This is a genomic window from Chryseobacterium joostei (genome assembly GCF_003815775.1).
GTDB lineage: Bacteria > Bacteroidota > Bacteroidia > Flavobacteriales > Weeksellaceae > Chryseobacterium > Chryseobacterium joostei.
In genome coordinates this window covers 1,756,267-1,772,820 of sequence record NZ_CP033926.1, presented here as the reverse complement: position 1 = coordinate 1,772,820, position 16,554 = coordinate 1,756,267, and the positions used below count along the sequence as shown (strand labels likewise).

General features: G+C 36.4%; 18 protein-coding genes. 12 read left to right on the top strand and 6 right to left on the bottom strand.

What is annotated here, in order from left to right; all coding sequences use genetic code 11:
• The first annotated feature begins 42 nt into the window (after nt 1-42).
• The 8 genes from EG359_RS08045 to EG359_RS08010 all read left to right on the top strand — a co-directional run bounded on the left by EG359_RS08045 (nt 43) and on the right by EG359_RS08010 (nt 7,791).
• Nucleotides 43-822: an alpha/beta fold hydrolase gene (locus tag EG359_RS08045; RefSeq protein ID WP_076352356.1), complete on the top strand. Its 780-nt coding sequence runs from the start codon at nt 43-45 to the stop codon at nt 820-822.
• Between the two features lie 116 nt (nt 823-938).
• Nucleotides 939-1,160: a microviridin/marinostatin family tricyclic proteinase inhibitor gene (locus tag EG359_RS08040; protein ID WP_076352355.1), complete on the top strand. Its 222-nt coding sequence runs from the start codon at nt 939-941 to the stop codon at nt 1,158-1,160.
• An 87-nt stretch (nt 1,161-1,247) separates the two neighbouring features.
• The gene (locus EG359_RS08035; protein ID WP_076352354.1) at nt 1,248-2,204 is read left to right on the top strand and encodes an MvdC/MvdD family ATP grasp protein; all 957 of its coding nucleotides are present in this window, start codon (nt 1,248-1,250) and stop codon (nt 2,202-2,204) included.
• A complete protein-coding gene (locus tag EG359_RS08030; protein ID WP_076352353.1) occupies nt 2,197-3,201 on the top strand; it encodes an MvdD family ATP-grasp ribosomal peptide maturase in 1,005 nt (334 codons plus the stop codon). The genes EG359_RS08035 and EG359_RS08030 overlap by 8 nt, the downstream gene beginning before the upstream one ends.
• 274 nt (nt 3,202-3,475) lie before the next feature.
• The gene (locus tag EG359_RS08025; protein WP_076352352.1) at nt 3,476-4,489 is read left to right on the top strand and encodes an NAD-dependent epimerase/dehydratase family protein; all 1,014 of its coding nucleotides are present in this window, start codon (nt 3,476-3,478) and stop codon (nt 4,487-4,489) included.
• The gene (locus EG359_RS08020; RefSeq protein WP_076352351.1) at nt 4,486-6,255 is read left to right on the top strand and encodes an AMP-dependent synthetase/ligase; all 1,770 of its coding nucleotides are present in this window, start codon (nt 4,486-4,488) and stop codon (nt 6,253-6,255) included. Before EG359_RS08025 ends, EG359_RS08020 begins: the two co-directional genes overlap by 4 nt.
• 41 nt (nt 6,256-6,296) lie before the next feature.
• Nucleotides 6,297-6,713, top strand: coding sequence for a hypothetical protein (locus tag EG359_RS08015; RefSeq protein WP_076352350.1), 417 nt, complete (start codon nt 6,297-6,299; stop codon nt 6,711-6,713).
• Nucleotides 6,714-6,735: 22 nt separating this feature from the next.
• Nucleotides 6,736-7,791: a diphosphomevalonate/mevalonate 3,5-bisphosphate decarboxylase family protein gene (locus EG359_RS08010; protein WP_076352349.1), complete on the top strand. Its 1,056-nt coding sequence runs from the start codon at nt 6,736-6,738 to the stop codon at nt 7,789-7,791.
• A 47-nt stretch (nt 7,792-7,838) separates the two neighbouring features.
• Here the strand turns inward: EG359_RS08010 and EG359_RS08005 are convergent, their stop codons facing one another.
• The gene (locus EG359_RS08005) at nt 7,839-8,879 is read right to left on the bottom strand and encodes an endonuclease/exonuclease/phosphatase family protein (protein WP_228434935.1); all 1,041 of its coding nucleotides are present in this window, start codon (nt 8,877-8,879) and stop codon (nt 7,839-7,841) included.
• Nucleotides 8,880-9,030: 151 nt separating this feature from the next.
• On the opposite strand from EG359_RS08005, the gene EG359_RS08000 reads away from it, so the two are divergent.
• Entirely contained in the window at nt 9,031-9,471 is a 441-nt protein-coding gene (locus tag EG359_RS08000) for a nuclear transport factor 2 family protein (protein WP_076352347.1), read from the top strand.
• Between the two features lie 31 nt (nt 9,472-9,502).
• Complete coding sequence (gene gloA2 / locus EG359_RS07995; RefSeq protein WP_076352346.1) at nt 9,503-9,880, top strand: SMU1112c/YaeR family gloxylase I-like metalloprotein; 378 nt, start codon at nt 9,503-9,505, stop codon at nt 9,878-9,880.
• Between the two features lies 1 nt (nt 9,881).
• On the opposite strand, the gene EG359_RS07990 is transcribed toward gloA2, so the two are convergent.
• Together EG359_RS07990 and EG359_RS07985 are read right to left on the bottom strand one after the other, a co-directional pair.
• Nucleotides 9,882-10,265: a DUF1634 domain-containing protein gene (locus EG359_RS07990; RefSeq protein ID WP_076352345.1), complete on the bottom strand. Its 384-nt coding sequence runs from the start codon at nt 10,263-10,265 to the stop codon at nt 9,882-9,884.
• Nucleotides 10,265-11,095, bottom strand: a complete 831-nt coding sequence (locus EG359_RS07985) for a sulfite exporter TauE/SafE family protein (RefSeq protein ID WP_076352344.1) — start codon at nt 11,093-11,095, stop codon at nt 10,265-10,267. The genes EG359_RS07990 and EG359_RS07985 overlap by 1 nt, the downstream gene beginning before the upstream one ends.
• 97 nt (nt 11,096-11,192) lie before the next feature.
• Between EG359_RS07985 and EG359_RS07980 the strand changes: the two genes are divergently transcribed.
• Nucleotides 11,193-11,744, top strand: a complete 552-nt coding sequence (locus tag EG359_RS07980; protein ID WP_076352746.1) for a DUF1543 domain-containing protein — start codon at nt 11,193-11,195, stop codon at nt 11,742-11,744.
• Nucleotides 11,745-11,769: 25 nt separating this feature from the next.
• Nucleotides 11,770-12,882 carry a 5-(carboxyamino)imidazole ribonucleotide synthase gene (locus EG359_RS07975; protein WP_076352343.1) on the top strand — a complete coding sequence of 371 codons (1,113 nt, stop codon included), beginning with the start codon at nt 11,770-11,772 and terminating at the stop codon, nt 12,880-12,882.
• A gap of 106 nt (nt 12,883-12,988) precedes the next feature.
• On the opposite strand, the gene EG359_RS07970 is transcribed toward EG359_RS07975, so the two are convergent.
• Genes EG359_RS07970 through EG359_RS07960 form a run of 3 tightly spaced genes read right to left on the bottom strand, consistent with a single transcriptional unit; the run spans nt 12,989 to nt 16,425 of the window.
• Nucleotides 12,989-13,690 (bottom strand): SH3 domain-containing protein, encoded by a 702-nt coding sequence (locus tag EG359_RS07970; RefSeq protein WP_076352342.1) that lies wholly within the window; start codon nt 13,688-13,690, stop codon nt 12,989-12,991.
• A 41-nt stretch (nt 13,691-13,731) separates the two neighbouring features.
• On the bottom strand, nt 13,732-15,855 hold the full coding sequence (locus tag EG359_RS07965; RefSeq protein ID WP_076352341.1) for a cation:proton antiporter: 2,124 nt from the start codon (nt 15,853-15,855) through the stop codon (nt 13,732-13,734).
• Nucleotides 15,856-15,861: 6 nt separating this feature from the next.
• Nucleotides 15,862-16,425 carry a hypothetical protein gene (locus EG359_RS07960; RefSeq protein ID WP_076352340.1) on the bottom strand — a complete coding sequence of 188 codons (564 nt, stop codon included), beginning with the start codon at nt 16,423-16,425 and terminating at the stop codon, nt 15,862-15,864.
• Nucleotides 16,426-16,554: the final 129 nt, after the last annotated feature.

Here is a 16,554-nt window from a genome sequence, read left to right as displayed (position 1 = left end):
TTTTTCTAACTTCTACTTTTTCGTATCTAACTTCTAAAAAATATGGAAATCTTAAACTCAAAAATATTTGGTGAGGCTTCAACGGCTACACCGCTTTTGGTATTCCACGGATTGTTCGGGATGCTTGACAACTGGGGAAGTTTCGGAAAAGATCTTGGAGAATATCTTCCGGTACATCTGATTGATCTTAGAAACCACGGAAGAAGTTTTCATTCAGATGATATGTCCCATGATGATCTGGCGGATGATATTGCCCGTTATATGGATCATTACGGAATTCAAAAAGCACATGTTTTGGGACATTCTTTAGGTGGAAAAGCGGTAATGCAGTTTGCCATAAAATATCCTGAAAGAGTTGAAAAGCTGATTGTAGTGGATATTTCTCCAAAAGCTTATCCACCACATCATCAAGGAGTAATCAAGGCTTTGGAAAGTGTTGACTTTAATACCGTGGGTTCCAGAAATGATGTGGAAGCTATTTTAAGCCAGTACATTCCTGAAAAATCAACGATCCAGTTTTTAACAAAAAACCTGTATTGGGATGATAATAAAAAGCTGAACTGGAGGTTTAACCTTAAAACACTATCCGAAAAGTATAATGAATTTGTTTCCAACGCTGTGAAATTCGGAATCTTTGATGGTGAAGCCTTATTTATTGCCGGAGAGAAATCCAACTATATCCTTCCACAGGACGAATATGGGATAAAGCAGCAGTTTCCAAAGGCTAAAATTGTTACTGTGAAAAATGCAGGACATTGGGTGCAGGCTGAAAATCCTGTAGATTTTGCTAATGTAGTTAAGCAATTTCTGGGATTAAGCTAATGATATGCTGTTGTTTTTTGTTGATTATGTTAAAATTTTCTTAAAATGTGAAAATATTTCTCCATGAGTTGAAAATTGTGTATTTTCGATTATCAAATAAACAAACATATTCACTTATGGAAAACAAAAACTCAAAAAAGAAACCGTTTTTCGCGTCATTTCTTGAAAAACAACTTAAAGATCCTGAAACAGTAAAAGGAGGAACGGATATTATCACGATTCCTGAAAGAGACAGTATTACAAAGCCTACAATAGACAATGTAACTTCTCCTCAGGCTGATTTGCAGCATACTATGAAATATCCTTCTGATGGTGATGATGATGCGATCTTACTATAAAATGATCATTTTACAGTAACATATTAACAAAATTGTAATAATAGGGAAACTTAAACTTTAAGTTTCCCTTTTTAGTAAAACTGGCAAATGATTCTCTGTATCACCCACTCGCAGGATTTTTATACTATTGATCTTTTCTTTCAATATCTTTCTTCTAAAAATATTCCTTATTTTAGGTTGAATTCCGATCAGCTTAATCATCTTCAGAAAATCAGCATCAATGAAAACTCATTTGAAATTACTGATGAGTCCGGAAATACCATCCATTCTGATGATATTAAAGGAGTATGGCACAGAAAAGCATGGCGGATAAGTGTTCCGGAAGAACTGGATGAGAACTACGAGAAGATCTTTCAGATCGAATATGGAAGTCTTCGTTATAATTTGTTCACTTCCCTTGAAGATATTCCTTGGATCAATCCCTTTGAAAAAGAAAAGAAAATTGATGGAAACAAGATGCTTCAGCTTAAAATTGCCCAAAGAAATCACCTGACCATTCCCAAAACTATGTTTTCTAATGATGAAGAGAAAATAACCACATTTTTTCATCAATATTGTTCAGGAAAAGCAATTGCCAAACTGCATGGTGTACAATCCAAAACCATGAGTGGTGAAAACCTTATTTCTACCATGATTATTGAGGAAGAAACCCTGGAATATCTTTCTGATATTGCCTACTGTCCAATGATCTTCCAGCCTTACATTGATAAAGAATATGAATTGCGAATCATGTATGTAGACGGAGTTTTCTTTACAGGTAAGATCAATAACAGTAGCAATGCAGACTGGAGAATAAGCAATGAAAACTACTTCTGGTCTGCCTATGAGCTACCTGAAAATATCAAAATAAATTTGACTTCCATGATGAAGGAAATGGGGCTTTATATGGGAGCCATTGATGTAATAAAAGGAAAAGACGGAGAATATTATTTTCTTGAAGTCAATCCGCAGGGAGAATGGGGAATGCTGCAAAAAGAACTAGGCTTTCCCATAGCAGAAAGAATTGCCGATAACCTTATCAAAAGAATTAATTTCCATGAATAAAATTTTAATTATAACACATACCGCAGATAATTTTTCAATTGAAAAAGTAACAGAATACGTTGCAGATAATAACTGTGAAGTCATTCGCTTTGATGTTGATTTATATCCCTTAGAAAATAAACTGTCAACCATTTTTCAGGATGGAGAATGGATAAGTATTCTTGAAACACCATCTGCCAAGTATCGTCTGGATGATATTTCAGCAGTATGGTACCGAAGAGCCTACAATATAGGAAAAGGTTTGAAAGAAGAGATGGATACTAAGTTTTTCGGAGCCGCAATGGGGGAAATTCGTAATACATTGTTCGGTTTTCTGGAGTCTATTGATGCTTATTCATTAGGTAAACCAAGTGTTTACAGAAGACTGGATAGCAAAGAAGAACAATTGAAATTAGCTCATAAAATAGGTCTTTCAGTTCCGGAAACCTGTCTTACAAACAATCCGGAAGAAGCAAAGAAATTTATTCTTAAACATCAGAATGTTGTTGCTAAAATGCAAACGGGTTTTGCTATTTACGAAGACGGAGTAGAAAATGTGGTTTTTACTAATGTGGTAAAAGAAGATAAGTTTGAAGAGCTGGATTCTCTGTTGTACTGCCCGATGCAGTTTCAGCAGATGATCGAAAAGAAAAGAGAGCTTCGTGTTACCATTGTAGGAAGAGATGTCTATGCTTTTGAAGTGGATTCGCAACAATTTGAAGACGCAAAGGTAGATTGGAGAAAGGATGGTGTTAATTTACTTGATAAATGGACAAAAACAGAACTTCCGAAGGATGTTGAAGAGAAACTGCTGGAGCTGCTGGATATTTATAATGTAGACTATGGTGCAATAGATATTATTGTTTCTCCTGAAGATCAATATTACTTTATTGAGATCAATGCCGCAGGTGAGTTTTTCTGGCTGGATAATCTTACGGAAGGAAATATGATTTCCAGAAGCATTGCAGATGTTCTTTGTGATAAGGCTCCAAGAAGAAATAATGTAGTTTTAGCATAAATAATAAGATGTTTTTAAAATCATAAGAAGTCCTGGAAGTTTTTCATTGAATACTTTCAGGGCTTCATTTTTTACAATCATTGAGGTTTAAACTATTTTAAGCTTCATAATTCTTGTTTTCAGAGTGATAATATTGGTTAAATAAAGTTGAATTTTGCTTTAAAAATCGCAAATTTGCAAAAGCAGTTTTTCAAAGGAACTTTTGCAGGAACCTGAAGAATTGCCGGATAGAAAATATTGTCATATTTTAGTCAGCAATCAAGTAAAATAATTAATGGTTTTTGTAACGGGTGCAACCGGAATTTTGGGAAGAATAATTGTGCTGGAACTTCTAAAAAGAGGTAAAAATGTACGTGCTTCCAAGAGACCTGGCAGCAATTTAAACGAAGTAAGGCATTCATACAGCTTTTATACAGAGAATCCTGACGATTTTTTCAATAAAATTGAATGGGTAAATGTCGATTTTGATGATATCGACTCTTTGACAGATGCTCTGAAAGGTGTGAATGAAGTCTATCACTGTGCCGCAAAGGTAAGCTTTCATCCCAAAGATGAGAAAGAAATGTACCATACCAATATTAAAGGTACAGAAAACCTATTGTTTGCCTGTGAGGGTTCCGAAGTTAAAAAATTCCTGCACGTAAGTTCTGTGGCAGTGTTAGATAGCTTTAATGAAAAGGGAGAACTGGATGAAGAATCTGATTTTAACCCAAAATTAGAGCATTCTGCCTATGCCATATCCAAGCATTTATCTGAAATGGAAGCCTGGAGAGCATCTGCAGAAGGATTGAATGTTGTTATCATCAATCCGGGAATGATTGTGGGAAGCGGAAACTGGAGCCAAAGTAGTGGTGAGCTTTTCTCAACATTTGAAGACAATAGTTTTACATTTGCAGGCGGCTCTGCTTACGTAGATGTAAGAGATGTTGCAAAAACAGCCATTGAACTGATGGATAATAACATTTTCGGGGAACGATTTATCATTGTTGCTGAAAATAATAAATATGCCGATCTGGCAAAACAGGTCAGAACCCGATTAGGTCTTAAAGAGGCAAGAATCCTTACAAGATCCCAACTGAATATCGGAAAATTAGCCAATACATTATTCGGATGGCTGATTCCAAAACTGAGAATGGCCACAGAATCAAATATTGAGGCCATCTCTTCATTCAACACCATTTCCAATCACAAAGTCAGGGAAAAACTGAACTATGAGTTTATTCCTGTAAAAGAAAGTATAGACTTTCACCTGAACAATTATATTAACGACAAAAAGCTGAAGAAATGAATCTTGCAGAGGCAATTATCCTTAAAAATGTAGAAAAACATCCTATAAAAGCTGCAATTGGCTTTAAAAAGAAAGATGAAGCCTGGAAAGAGCTAAGCTGGAAAAGATTCGGTGAAATTATCTTTAAAATGGGTAATGCATTGAAAGAAGCTGGGGTTCAGGAAAATGATAAAGTTGCTATTTATTCAGACAATTCCTCAGAATGGATGATCGTTGATCTGGCTGCAATGGCTATTGGAGCGATTACTGTTCCTATTTATTCTACCAATAATGCTGAACAGGCAGAATATATCATTAATGATTCCGGGGCTAAAGCGATTCTGGTAGGAAACCAGATGCAATATGATGCCTGTCTGGATATTTTACATAAAGAAGAGAACCATCTTGAGACCATCATTGTTTCCAAAAAAGCAGTGTGGATTAAGAAAGAATTCAACAGCTTCTATCTTGAGGATTTTATCGCAAAAGCTTCTGCTGAGCTAGAGATCTGTAAAAAAGAAAATGATGACACGGCAACGTTAATCTATACTTCAGGAACAACGGGAATTCCAAAAGGAGTGATGCTTACCCATGGAAATTTCATCAAGGCATTCGACTCTCACTTTGAGTTTTTTAAGTTTAAAAACTTTGAAGATGAGCTTTCATTAGCCTTTTTACCATTAAGCCATGTCTTTGAAAGAAGCTGGAGCTTACTATGTTTATACGGAGGGGCAAGGGTATATTTCCTCGAAGATCCGAAAAATATAGCAAAGGCATTGGAAGAAGTAAAACCCACTACCATGTGTGCGGTACCAAGATTTTTCCAGAAAGTATATGCCGGAGTTCTTGAAAAGGCAGAAGAGGGTTCATCATTAAAGAAAAAAATCTTTGATTGGGCCTTAAAAACCGGATGGGAAACCGCAGAATTAAGAAGAAATGAAAGATCAGTTCCTTTTGGGTTAAAATTAAAGGAATCTGTTGCAGATATGTTGGTCTTCAGTAAGATTAAAGATAAAATGGGGGGCAGACTATGGTTTTTACCATGTGGAGGAGCTTCTTTATCCCCTGAAGTAACCCGATTCTTTGAATCTGTGGGCATTCATGTGACGGTAGGATATGGGTTGACTGAAACTACAGCGACTTTAACTCTTTTCCCTTTGACTCACTTTGAACATGCTACCAGCGGGAAACCATTACCAGGCGTAGAAATCCGTATCGGTGAAAGCGATGAGATCCAGGCAAGAGGAAACGGAATCATGAAAGGGTACTACAACAGACCTGAAGAAACTGAGAAAGTATTTACAGAAGACGGCTGGTTTAAAACCGGAGATGCAGGTAAGTTTGATGATAAAGGTAACCTGATCATTACAGACAGAATTAAAGACCTGATGAAGACTTCCAATGGAAAGTATATTGCTCCGCAGCAAATTGAAAATCTTCTCACCAATAATAATTTCATTCAGCAGATCATGCTGGTGGCTGAGGGAAGACAGTTTGTTTCAGCGCTAATCGTTCCTAACTTTGAATTTCTACAGGACTATATTAAAAAGAATAATATCCCTTTCACCAATTGGGAGGATGCTGTAAAAAATGATAAGGTAATAAGCCTTTATAAAGAAAAACTTAAGGAATTACAAGATCACCTTGCCGACTATGAGAAAGTGAAAAAGTTTACCTTAATGCCGGCAGAGTTTGACATCAATACAGGAGAAATTACCCCTACATTGAAAGTAAAGAGAAATGTGGTTCTTAAAAAATATGCAGATATTATAGAGAAGATGTACTAATTTTTTATCCATCTGCGTCAAAGCTAATCTCAATTTATCTTATGCTTGAAATCGAATTTGAAGAACCTAATGTTGGGATTTGTGATTGTTGTGGGAATATAATAACACAACTTACTAGATTTGTATATTTAGATGATAGTGCTTTCGCAATATATTATGCAAATTTTACGGAGGGACATGAGGGAAAAAATGTATTAGGATTAATATCTCTTGGTGAATGGGGAACTGGTGACATTCCTGATTGTAGAACATCATTTCTTTTTAGATTAGGAATTGAGAATGATGAGTATAGTGTTATTATTTTAGATGGTAGCGAATCTCCATGGCAAAATAAAATACTGGGAAAAATACTGCACAGAGAAGAGGCTTTACAACATCCTTGGAAACAAGATGTGTTCCATATTACAAATCATATTGTAAATGAAGACAAGGAAATAATTAAATATCTTAAGAATTAAGATTTTATAATAGAGAAACAAAATGCAACAACAATTTATAGGAAAAGAAAATTTTACCATCCATACACAGACGGTTTCAGAAAGCTGCCCGTCCAATATTGCCCTGATTAAATATTGGGGAAAATATAACAACCAGATTCCTGCAAACCCAAGTATCAGTTATACTTTAAACCATTGTAAAACCAATACAACAATGGAATTTTTAGCAGATGAATCTTTTTCTGTTCAGACTTTTCTGGCTGGAAATGAAGAAGTGAAATTTGCTGAAAAAATAGAAAAATATTTCAAAAATATCGAGCAATATCTTCCGTGGATATTGAAAGGAAAATATATCATCAGAACAGAAAATACATTTCCGCATAGTTCAGGAATTGCCAGTTCTGCATCTGGATTTGGAGCAATTGCAAAATGTCTGATGGCTTTGGATGAAACATTTACAGGGAAAAACTCTGAAGAAGAGTCTCTGAGAAAAGCTTCATTTTTAGCAAGATTGGGAAGTGGAAGCGCTTGTAGAAGTTTATACAACGGACTTGTAGTGTGGGGAGAAACTGATGAAGTTAACGGAAGTTCAGACCTGTTTGCGGTACAATATCCCGACACAGAAATTCATGAGGTATTCAAGAATTTTAATGACTGGGTTTTATTGATCCATGAAGGACAGAAAAGTGTTTCTTCAACTGTAGGACATGGCTTAATGAATACCAATCCTTATGCAGAAAGAAGATTTCAGGAAGCAAGAGAAAACTTTGTTCCGATGAAAGACATCCTGAAAAGCGGAGACATGGAGCGTTTTATCAAATTGGTAGAACATGAAGCCCTTACGCTGCACGCGATGATGATGATGAGTGATCCTGCTTTTATTCTGATGAAGACAGGAACATTGGAAGTGATCAATAAGATCTGGGATTTCAGAAGAGAAACCGGATTGCCATTATTCTTTACTTTGGATGCAGGTGCTAACGTACACCTTTTATTCCCAAGTGATACATCCGAAGAGCAGATCAAAACATTCATTGAAGCAGAGTTATTGCAGCATACACAGAAGAATGGAGTAGTGAAGGATGTGATGAAATTTTAAAATTAAAAAATATTCAATAGAAGTGGGCCTTACTTAGCCCACTTTTTTTAATCCTCAGTAACAACTGTTTCCCGTTCGCCATCTTCTTTCTTTCCTTCTTCTATCATGATTTCGGCCTCTTCTTTCTCCTCAGAAGTCGCTGTTTCTATAAGCTCTTCCTGTTCATCATTGTGATGATCTATGAAAAACTCACAATATACCGGCAGGTGATCTGAACCAAAATTCTCCAATGTCTTCAGCTGGTTAATAAAAATATCTTCACTGTGAAACATCAGATCGATAGGAAACCTTAAAAGACGGTATTTTGCATGAAAGGTGGAAACAAAAGAATGCCCGATTCTCGGATCTATCAGATGACTTGTTTTTCTGAAAAGTACAGATGATCTTGACCATGCAACATTATTGAAATCTCCCACTACAATAACAGGTTTTTTGATGTCTTTTACACATTTGGCTGTGCTTAGAAGGTCGCCATCTCTTTCCTTTGATGTTTCTTCTTCCGTAGGACTTGGTGGTGGTGGGTGAACTCCAAAGAAGACAAAAGAAAAACCATCAGCTGTTTTCATATGTACCTCAATACTTGGAATATCATCAGCTACGAAATAATGAGTCTTAGCTTCTTTGATTTCAATTCTGGAATAGAAATGCATGCCGTAGGTGTTTTCAAGGGTCACCTTATGCTGGTAACTATACTCTTTTTCTAAAGGTCTCATTGCTTTTTCCCAGTCACCATTACTTTCCATAGTCATGAAAAAATCAGGATTATGCTTTTTAACAAGTCCAGTGAATTTTTCATATTCTTTATTGAACTGATAGACATTAGCAGAAATAAAATGTAGTTGATCAGAAGATTTGTGACGCTGTCTGTGCTTCTTTACAGGGTAGAAACGGGTGTACTTGATAAGAGTATGGCTATGATGAAAAAACAAGACCAGCAAAACGCCCTGGTAATACCATAAATATTCTATAGAATCAGTAAGAAAACCTAATAGAAAAGTGAAAAAGATAAGATACGTAACCTGTATTTTAGCAAATTCCGGAACTCTGAATATCCAGTGAGAATGCTGGATTTTTGGCAGTATTGTCATGACCAGAAGGAGTATGGCCAAAGTCAGATAAATAATCCACATATAAAAGCTATGAAATAATTTTGACTACAATTTAAGAAAAATGATTTTTAAAATTTGTTAATCAATTTAAATTTTATTTTATCTATTTTTATTTATCTAAATCTATTCTATGAATAAAATTATAGCATTGTTACTGCTGATCAGTATTTCAGCTTTCGGTCAGCAAAATAAGGATATTGAAAAACCGATCCGTAATTTGTTCCTTGCGATGAAAAATGCAGATCCAGAACTTATGAAAACGGTCTTTACAGAGAATGCAGTTCTTCAGACCATCACTAAAGACGGTACTGTAAAAAGTGATAGCATACAGGAATTCGTAGCTTCTGTTTCAAAATTTACAAAAGGAGATCTGGATGAAAGAATTATAATAGAAGCCGTTCATGCGGATGGAAATCTGGCTAGTGTATTTACGCCATATTCTTTTTATTTAAAAGGGAAATTATCACATTGCGGAGCTAATAGTTTTCAGCTTGTAAAGCAGAGTGAGGAATGGAAAATCCAATATATTATAGACACAAGAAGAAAAGATAACTGTAAAGAAATCCAATAATAAAAATAAGAAGTAGTTTAAAATTAAAAAAATGAAGATCCATCATATTGCAATCATCTGTTCAGATTATGAAGTGTCAAAGAAGTTCTATACTGACGTCTTAGGCTTACATATTATTCGTGAGGTTTATCGCGAGGAAAGACAATCTTACAAGCTTGATCTTGCTATTGGAGATCATTATGTAATTGAGCTTTTTTCCTTTCCAGATCCTCCCAATCGTCCTTCCAGACCAGAAGCATGTGGTTTAAGGCATCTTGCCTTTTCAGTGGACAATGTAAACGAAAAACGAAACGAACTTATAGAAAAGGGACTGGTTTGTGAAGAAATCCGAATAGATGAATTCACCGGAAAAGAATTTTTCTTTACCCAGGATCCTGATCAGTTGCCGTTGGAGTTTTATGAAATGTAAATTAGTGTGCGTAGCCTGCAAAGAAGCTTACCGCCATAATCGCTAAAACAATTGAGGAAATGACTACATACACGTAGTCTTTTTCTTTTAGATACCCTATTAAAGCAAAGATAATCCTCATCAAAGGAGTGAAAATCAACAAAAGGATTCCCAGTTGGATGATGCCCATTCCTTCTCCCTTGGATAAAGAGTCCCAAAACTGGCCCCATACTTTTTCAGAAGAATTACCTACAACAAGGTTGGTATATTTTTTAGGCATTTCAAAGCCTTCAGTAAATAACTTGATAAAGCCAATAAACGAAGTGGCTACAGAAAGAATAACCCCCAGTCTCAGAAGATTTCCTACGGAACGGTTCAGATCTACATCTGTAAAATTCTTTTTCATTACCTGAAGCTTTTATTGATACCGTTATACATCATGTAAATAGACAGAATGGTGATGACAATCGCGAAAAATACTTTTAGCTTTTTTGTCTTGGAAACCATTAATGTTTTCGAACCAATGAAACTTCCTATTACAACACCTATTACTACAGGTGCAGCAATTACGGGAATAATTTCACCTCTTTGAAAGTAGATCAATGCACTGGCTACAGCAGTTACCCCAATCATAAAATTACTGGTAGTTGTAGAAACCTTAAATGGCAGTTTCATCATATTATCCATTGCCAATACCTTCAATGCCCCGGAACCTATTCCTAAAAGTCCGGACATGGCTCCTGCAAACATCATCATCAAAAATCCGGGAACTGTATTTCTTGCAGAATAGCTTTTTAGAATTCCTTTATCAGGAAAAGTTCCGTAAAGCTTCAGTTTTTCTTCCAGACTTCCTTTAATTAAAGGTTCCTGATGATCAGGTTTCCCTTTGAGATTTAAAACAACAGTGAGAAGAAGAATACTTGCAAAAATAATTCCGATGGTATTCGGGTTAAGCATTCCAGAAACTAAGGCTCCCACAATAGCTCCTGCCGTAGTCGCTATTTCGAGGAACATTCCGATCCTCATATTGGTGAAACCTTCTTTTACGAAAGCTACAGCAGCTCCCGAAGAAGTACCGATTACAGAGATAAGGGAAGCGCCGATGGCATAATGCATTGGAACACCAAAACCCAGCGTTAATAAAGGAATGATAATAACTCCACCTCCTAAACCCGTAAGTGACCCTAAAAGACCTGCGGAAATAGCGCCAAGGAAGAGTATGATGATTTCTGACATACTACAATTAATGCTACAAATATAAAATTATTGTAGTAGTCTGCCAAACATTTGAAAAAGATAAATTTAACGTATTTTTGCATGCATGAAAAGTGAAATGAAATTATTTTATATTATTCTTGGAGCAACTCCTAAAGGAAGAAATATAGAGCAGCACGATGTATTTTTCGGGATTGCAGAGAACCTTAAGGATTTGGTTCCTGATATGAAAGACTTCTGGAAAGAAGCAGAAGGGAAAATTCACCTTGATTGTTATCAGGAAGTGAAGTTTGCAGATGGATATGAAGTAAAGATTGTAGAAAAGGGCGAGAAAACATCGGAGGAGCAATTGTACTTTCTTAATCTGGGAGGGTATAAAAGAGGTTTTTTCGAAGAATTCCATGAGCAGCATTTGATGGTGGGCCAATCAATGGGAGAAATCGTGAAAAGAGCAAAGGCTACCGAGTTTTATCAAACCATGGGATTTGAGGGAGCAGTAAGTCATATTGATGATAAGCATGGAGTAGATATTGACGATATTTTCAATGTGAGTGATATTCTTCCGGAAAAAATGAAAGAAAAGTATTCCATTGTTCTTCAGAAATCTGATGCTGAAAATCAGGAGAACCCAATGGGACTTGGATATTTAAAAATTGATAAAATTCAATAAGAAATAAATCTAATAAAAATAAAAAATGAAAATAGGAATTCTGGGTGGCGGACAGCTGGGAAGAATGTTGATACAAAGTGCACTGAAATATGATGATGAGTTTTATACACTAGATCCGGCTTCTGATGCACCATGTCATAACATTTCTTACTTTACGCAGGGAAATTTCAATGATTATGAAACAGTTTTGAACTTTGGAAAAGATAAAGATGTTGTTACCATTGAGATAGAACACGTAAATGCAGATGCATTGGCCGAACTTGAAAAACAGGGAATCCGAGTGGTTCCTAATGCCAATATCATCAAAACCATTCAGCAGAAGATTCTTCAGAAAGAATTTTATAAGACTCATGATATCCCAAGTCCGGAATTTCAGGTAGTTTGGAACAGTGATGAAAAAATTATCATGCCATTACCTTTCGTTCAGAAAATGAATACGGGAGGCTATGACGGAAAAGGGGTACAGGTGATCAAAACAGAAGAGGATTATCAGTACCTATGGAAAGAGGCTTCTGTAATTGAAAGCCTTGTAGATATTGACAAAGAGCTTTCCGTGATTGTTGCCAGAAATGAAAGAGGAGAAACCAATACTTTTCCGGTAACAGAAATGGTTGCTGATCCTAAACTTAATCTGTTAGATTTCAATGTTTGTCCGGTTCTTCTTACGGAGGATGTGCAGCAGCAGATTGATTCTATTACAGAGAAGTTTTTAGGTACCATAAATTCTCCGGGACTTTTTGCCATCGAATTATTCCTTGATAAAGAAGGAAAAGTCTGGGTAAATGAAACCGCTCCAAGGCTTCACAATTCTGGGCACCAGACTCAGGAAGGAAATACAAACTCACAGTTTGAGCAGATGTACCGTGTAGTGAAAAATCTTCCTTTAGCAGATACGGATGCCATTACCTATAGTGGAATGCTGAATCTGGTAGGTGCAGAAGGATATGAGGGAAAAGTAGTGTATGAAGGAATGGATGAGGTTCTTAAATTACCTGAAACTTATATTCATTTATACGGAAAAACAGAAACCAAGCCGGGAAGAAAAATGGGACACATCAATGTGTTGGCAGATTCCAGAGAAGAGCTTATGGAAAAGCTTATCATGGTGAAGGGAATGATGAGGGTGATTGCGAAATAATTGAACTCAAAATATAAAACGCGGCCTATTTCAAACATTGAAATAGGCCGCACTTATTGTTATAGTTCTATCAAGACTTAAAAAATGCAGTCCCTTTTAAAAGCCTTTAAAAAGGCATCTTTACGACTCTTCCTTTGTATTCTCCTTTCACAATCTTAAAAAGAGCTACATAGCCACCGGCACCGTCAGAGTTGAGCATGGTGATATACAAAGTGTCATTTTTACGATCAAAGTAGCAGTTGGTATATTCATTACTGACATTAAAAAGGTTTTCAATTTCTTTGCCGGGAATTTTAATCTTCCTATCTCCAATTTGTACTATGATTGATTGGTAGTGGGTTTGAGGAATTGTTCCATCTGTTCCCCATATCTGTTGACCCTTATATTGATCTTCAATTTTTTGACCACTGTACTCTGAAGAGGAAAAGAACTTTTTATTTTCCTTATAATTGAACTTTTCAGAGAGGATATCTACCTTAATATTTCCGGATTTAAAAACAGCCTTGTTTTCATCGCGTACCACTGGCGTTACCTTTTCATAAGATTCTATAAACTTCAGCCTTGAACGGTGAATATATCCGCCCGTTTTTTCATTATAGTCTACGTTGAGCCAGTCAGTGTTAGGCTGATCAGCTTCAAAGACATAGACAATCTCATCCGAATTGATTTTTCCCGTAATCTTACTTTTTGCATCTCCGTTTTCCCTTACATTCACATAGCCGTCCTTGTCCACAATCTTTGCAAATTGGGCAAAGGATAATTGTGTGATGAGAGCAGCTGCTAAAAGAAATATCTTCGTTGTTTTCAATATTATTTTATGAGTTTTAATTGGAATAAAAATACCGGTTATTATTTAAAAATTTTCTGAATCACGTTTCCAATCTCCACAAAATCTCCGTGATTTCCTACAGAGCGTATTTCGGGACTGTTTTTGTCATATTCCGAGAATGGGAAGATCAGAAGATAATTATTATCATTCAGGTTTCTGTTCAATAGCTCCGGAATAAGCCTCATTCGTGGAATATAGGACTGCATTCCTCGTTTTGCCATGAAAATAATCAGAGCCTCATCATCCTTCAGCTGAGCAGCGGTTCTTTCACCATCCTGCCAGGTATTCATAATGATAAATTCAGCTTCTATATTGGCTTTTTTGATGATCTTCTGAAGGATATCCACGATGTTTTCAGGAGCATAAAAAACGACAGTGGCTCCAGAATTTCGTGCAATGTTCCAAACCCTTAAAAGTGCATGGAAGAATCCTGCCTCCTTGTGCGCATTCTCAGGAATCATTACAGCGTATCTTTTGATGGTAGAAAGTGGCTGTGCGGCATGGTATACCAAGACATTTACATCATCATTCTGAAGATAACCATTATACAGATTATAAATGAAAGATGGAGAGAACCCTTTTTCATCCTCCAGACCAATAATAAGATCTGTGATATTCTGTTCCTTAATGACATTATTTACCCCATTGATGACGTCATTATCATATCTTTTAAGAGCCTGTAGCTTTACATCAGCTGCGGCTGCGGCATCAGTTGCCTGGTGAAGAAGTTTCTCTGCATTTTTAACGGATGACTCGTTTTTATCTTCATTAATGACATTTAAGGCAAACAAATCCTCCGTATTGGAATGTGCCTTTATCAGAATTCCTAAATTAACCATTCTCTCAATGGTTTCCTCATGATTGATGGCCAAAAGGATGTTTTCTTCCTCGTGGCTGTTTCCGGAAACAGTGTCTTCATTATCAGCCTCTGCAATTTTTTGAGCACTGGCCATTGAAATAAAGGATGAGATGGTACATGAAATAAGAATCAGTAAAATACTTCCGTTCAGAACGTGTTCATTCAATAATCTTACAGGTTCTCCTGTTTCGGTTTCAGAAAGAATAATGTTATAACCCACCATTACGGAAGCCAGTGTGGCAGCAGCAGAAGCAGAGCTCAATCCAAAAATTAATTTTCCTTCCTCCTTAGTCAGCCTGAAAGTTTTTTGTGTGGCTACCGCAGAAATATATTTACCCCCAATGGAGGCTACGAGCATAATTCCGGCTACCTCAAGGGTTTCCCAGCTTTTAAAGAATACCTTAAAATCAATCAACATTCCTACGCTGATCAGGAAGAATGGGATAAAGATGGCATTTCCTACAAACTCAACCCTGTTCATCAGAGAAGAAGTATGAGGAATCAGCCTGTTTAAAGCTAATCCTGCAAAGAATGCTCCGATGATGGCCTCTACACCCGCCAATTCGGCAAGCATTGCTGCAAGATAAATCATCACCAATACAAAAATATATTGCGAAATCTTATCATCCACCCTTTTGAAAAACCAACGTCCGATAATAGGGAAGACGATTAAAACGATCAAGGCAAAAACAATAAAGGAAACAGAGAGCTTAACCCAAAATTCTGTCCCTACATCTCCCTGAGACATTCCTACAATGATGGCAAGTACCAATAAGGCAAGAATATCCGTAATCATGGTTCCTCCAACCGTAATATTGACGGCTTTGTTTTTTGCAATTCCCAACTTACTCACCAATGGATAGGCAATAAGTGTATGGGATGAAAAAAGGCTGGCAAATAATATGGAAGTCAGCATAGAGAAATGAAGAAGATAATATCCACCCAAATATCCCAGTACAAAAGGGGCTATAAAGGTATAAATACCAAAGGTGAGACTTTTCCATTTATTCTTTTTAAAATCACCCATGTCAATCTCCAGTCCGGCCAGAAACATGATGTAGAGAAGCCCTGTGGTTCCGGTAACTACAATACTGCTGTCCCTTGATAATACATTGAAGCCATTGGGACCGATAATAGCTCCGGCAATGATAAGTCCTAACAAGTGTGGAACTTTAATTTTATTTAGTAATAGGGGAGCCGCAAGAATTATAATCAGTACCAATAGGAACTTTAGTACCGGATCTTCGATAGGAAGACTCAGATTATGTATACTCAGTAAAATCATAAGTGTTTATTTTGTGGAACGTACTAATTCAACAGAGAACTTGGCCGTACAGCCGTCTGAGGTAACGGTTCTGGTACCTTTGATCTTGTTGTCGGAAATGTCATTGAGAAGAACATTCATTTCTACATTCTTTTTGGCTGTAGAATCGGTTTTGAAAGATAGCTTGATCTCATTATTTTCAAACTTACCGGAATATAACCTTACCAGATTGTTATTGTTGATGATTTTGGTGATGGGCTGGGTAGAATCATTATCGAATTCCCAAAGGTCTGTCCGTTGATCACCTATTGCATAATCACTGCAATTGGATTCTGTACAGATCACCTTTCCATTCCAGGCTCCTGAGATTTCTGTTGGCCAAACCGCAACTTTCACCGAATCTTTTTTGGCGAAGATACTGTCTCTCATTTTCAAAAGTGACTGGTACTCGGATTCTTTTTTAGCAAATATCTTTTCTTTCTCCAATAATTGTTTCTCTCTGTCTGTCAGACTCTTTTCCTTTTCCTTGTAATCACAGCTTACCAAAAGAAAGGAACTTGCAAGAAGGATGAAAAATGTGTTTTTTAGCATATCGTGTAGGTTGAGTATACAATATAGGAAAAAAATGACGGCGAGGCAAATTACAAATAGGTAAACTACCTGTTAAGTTCATCATATTTCGGCTTGATAAGATAGAAATTTCAGAAGATAATCATCATC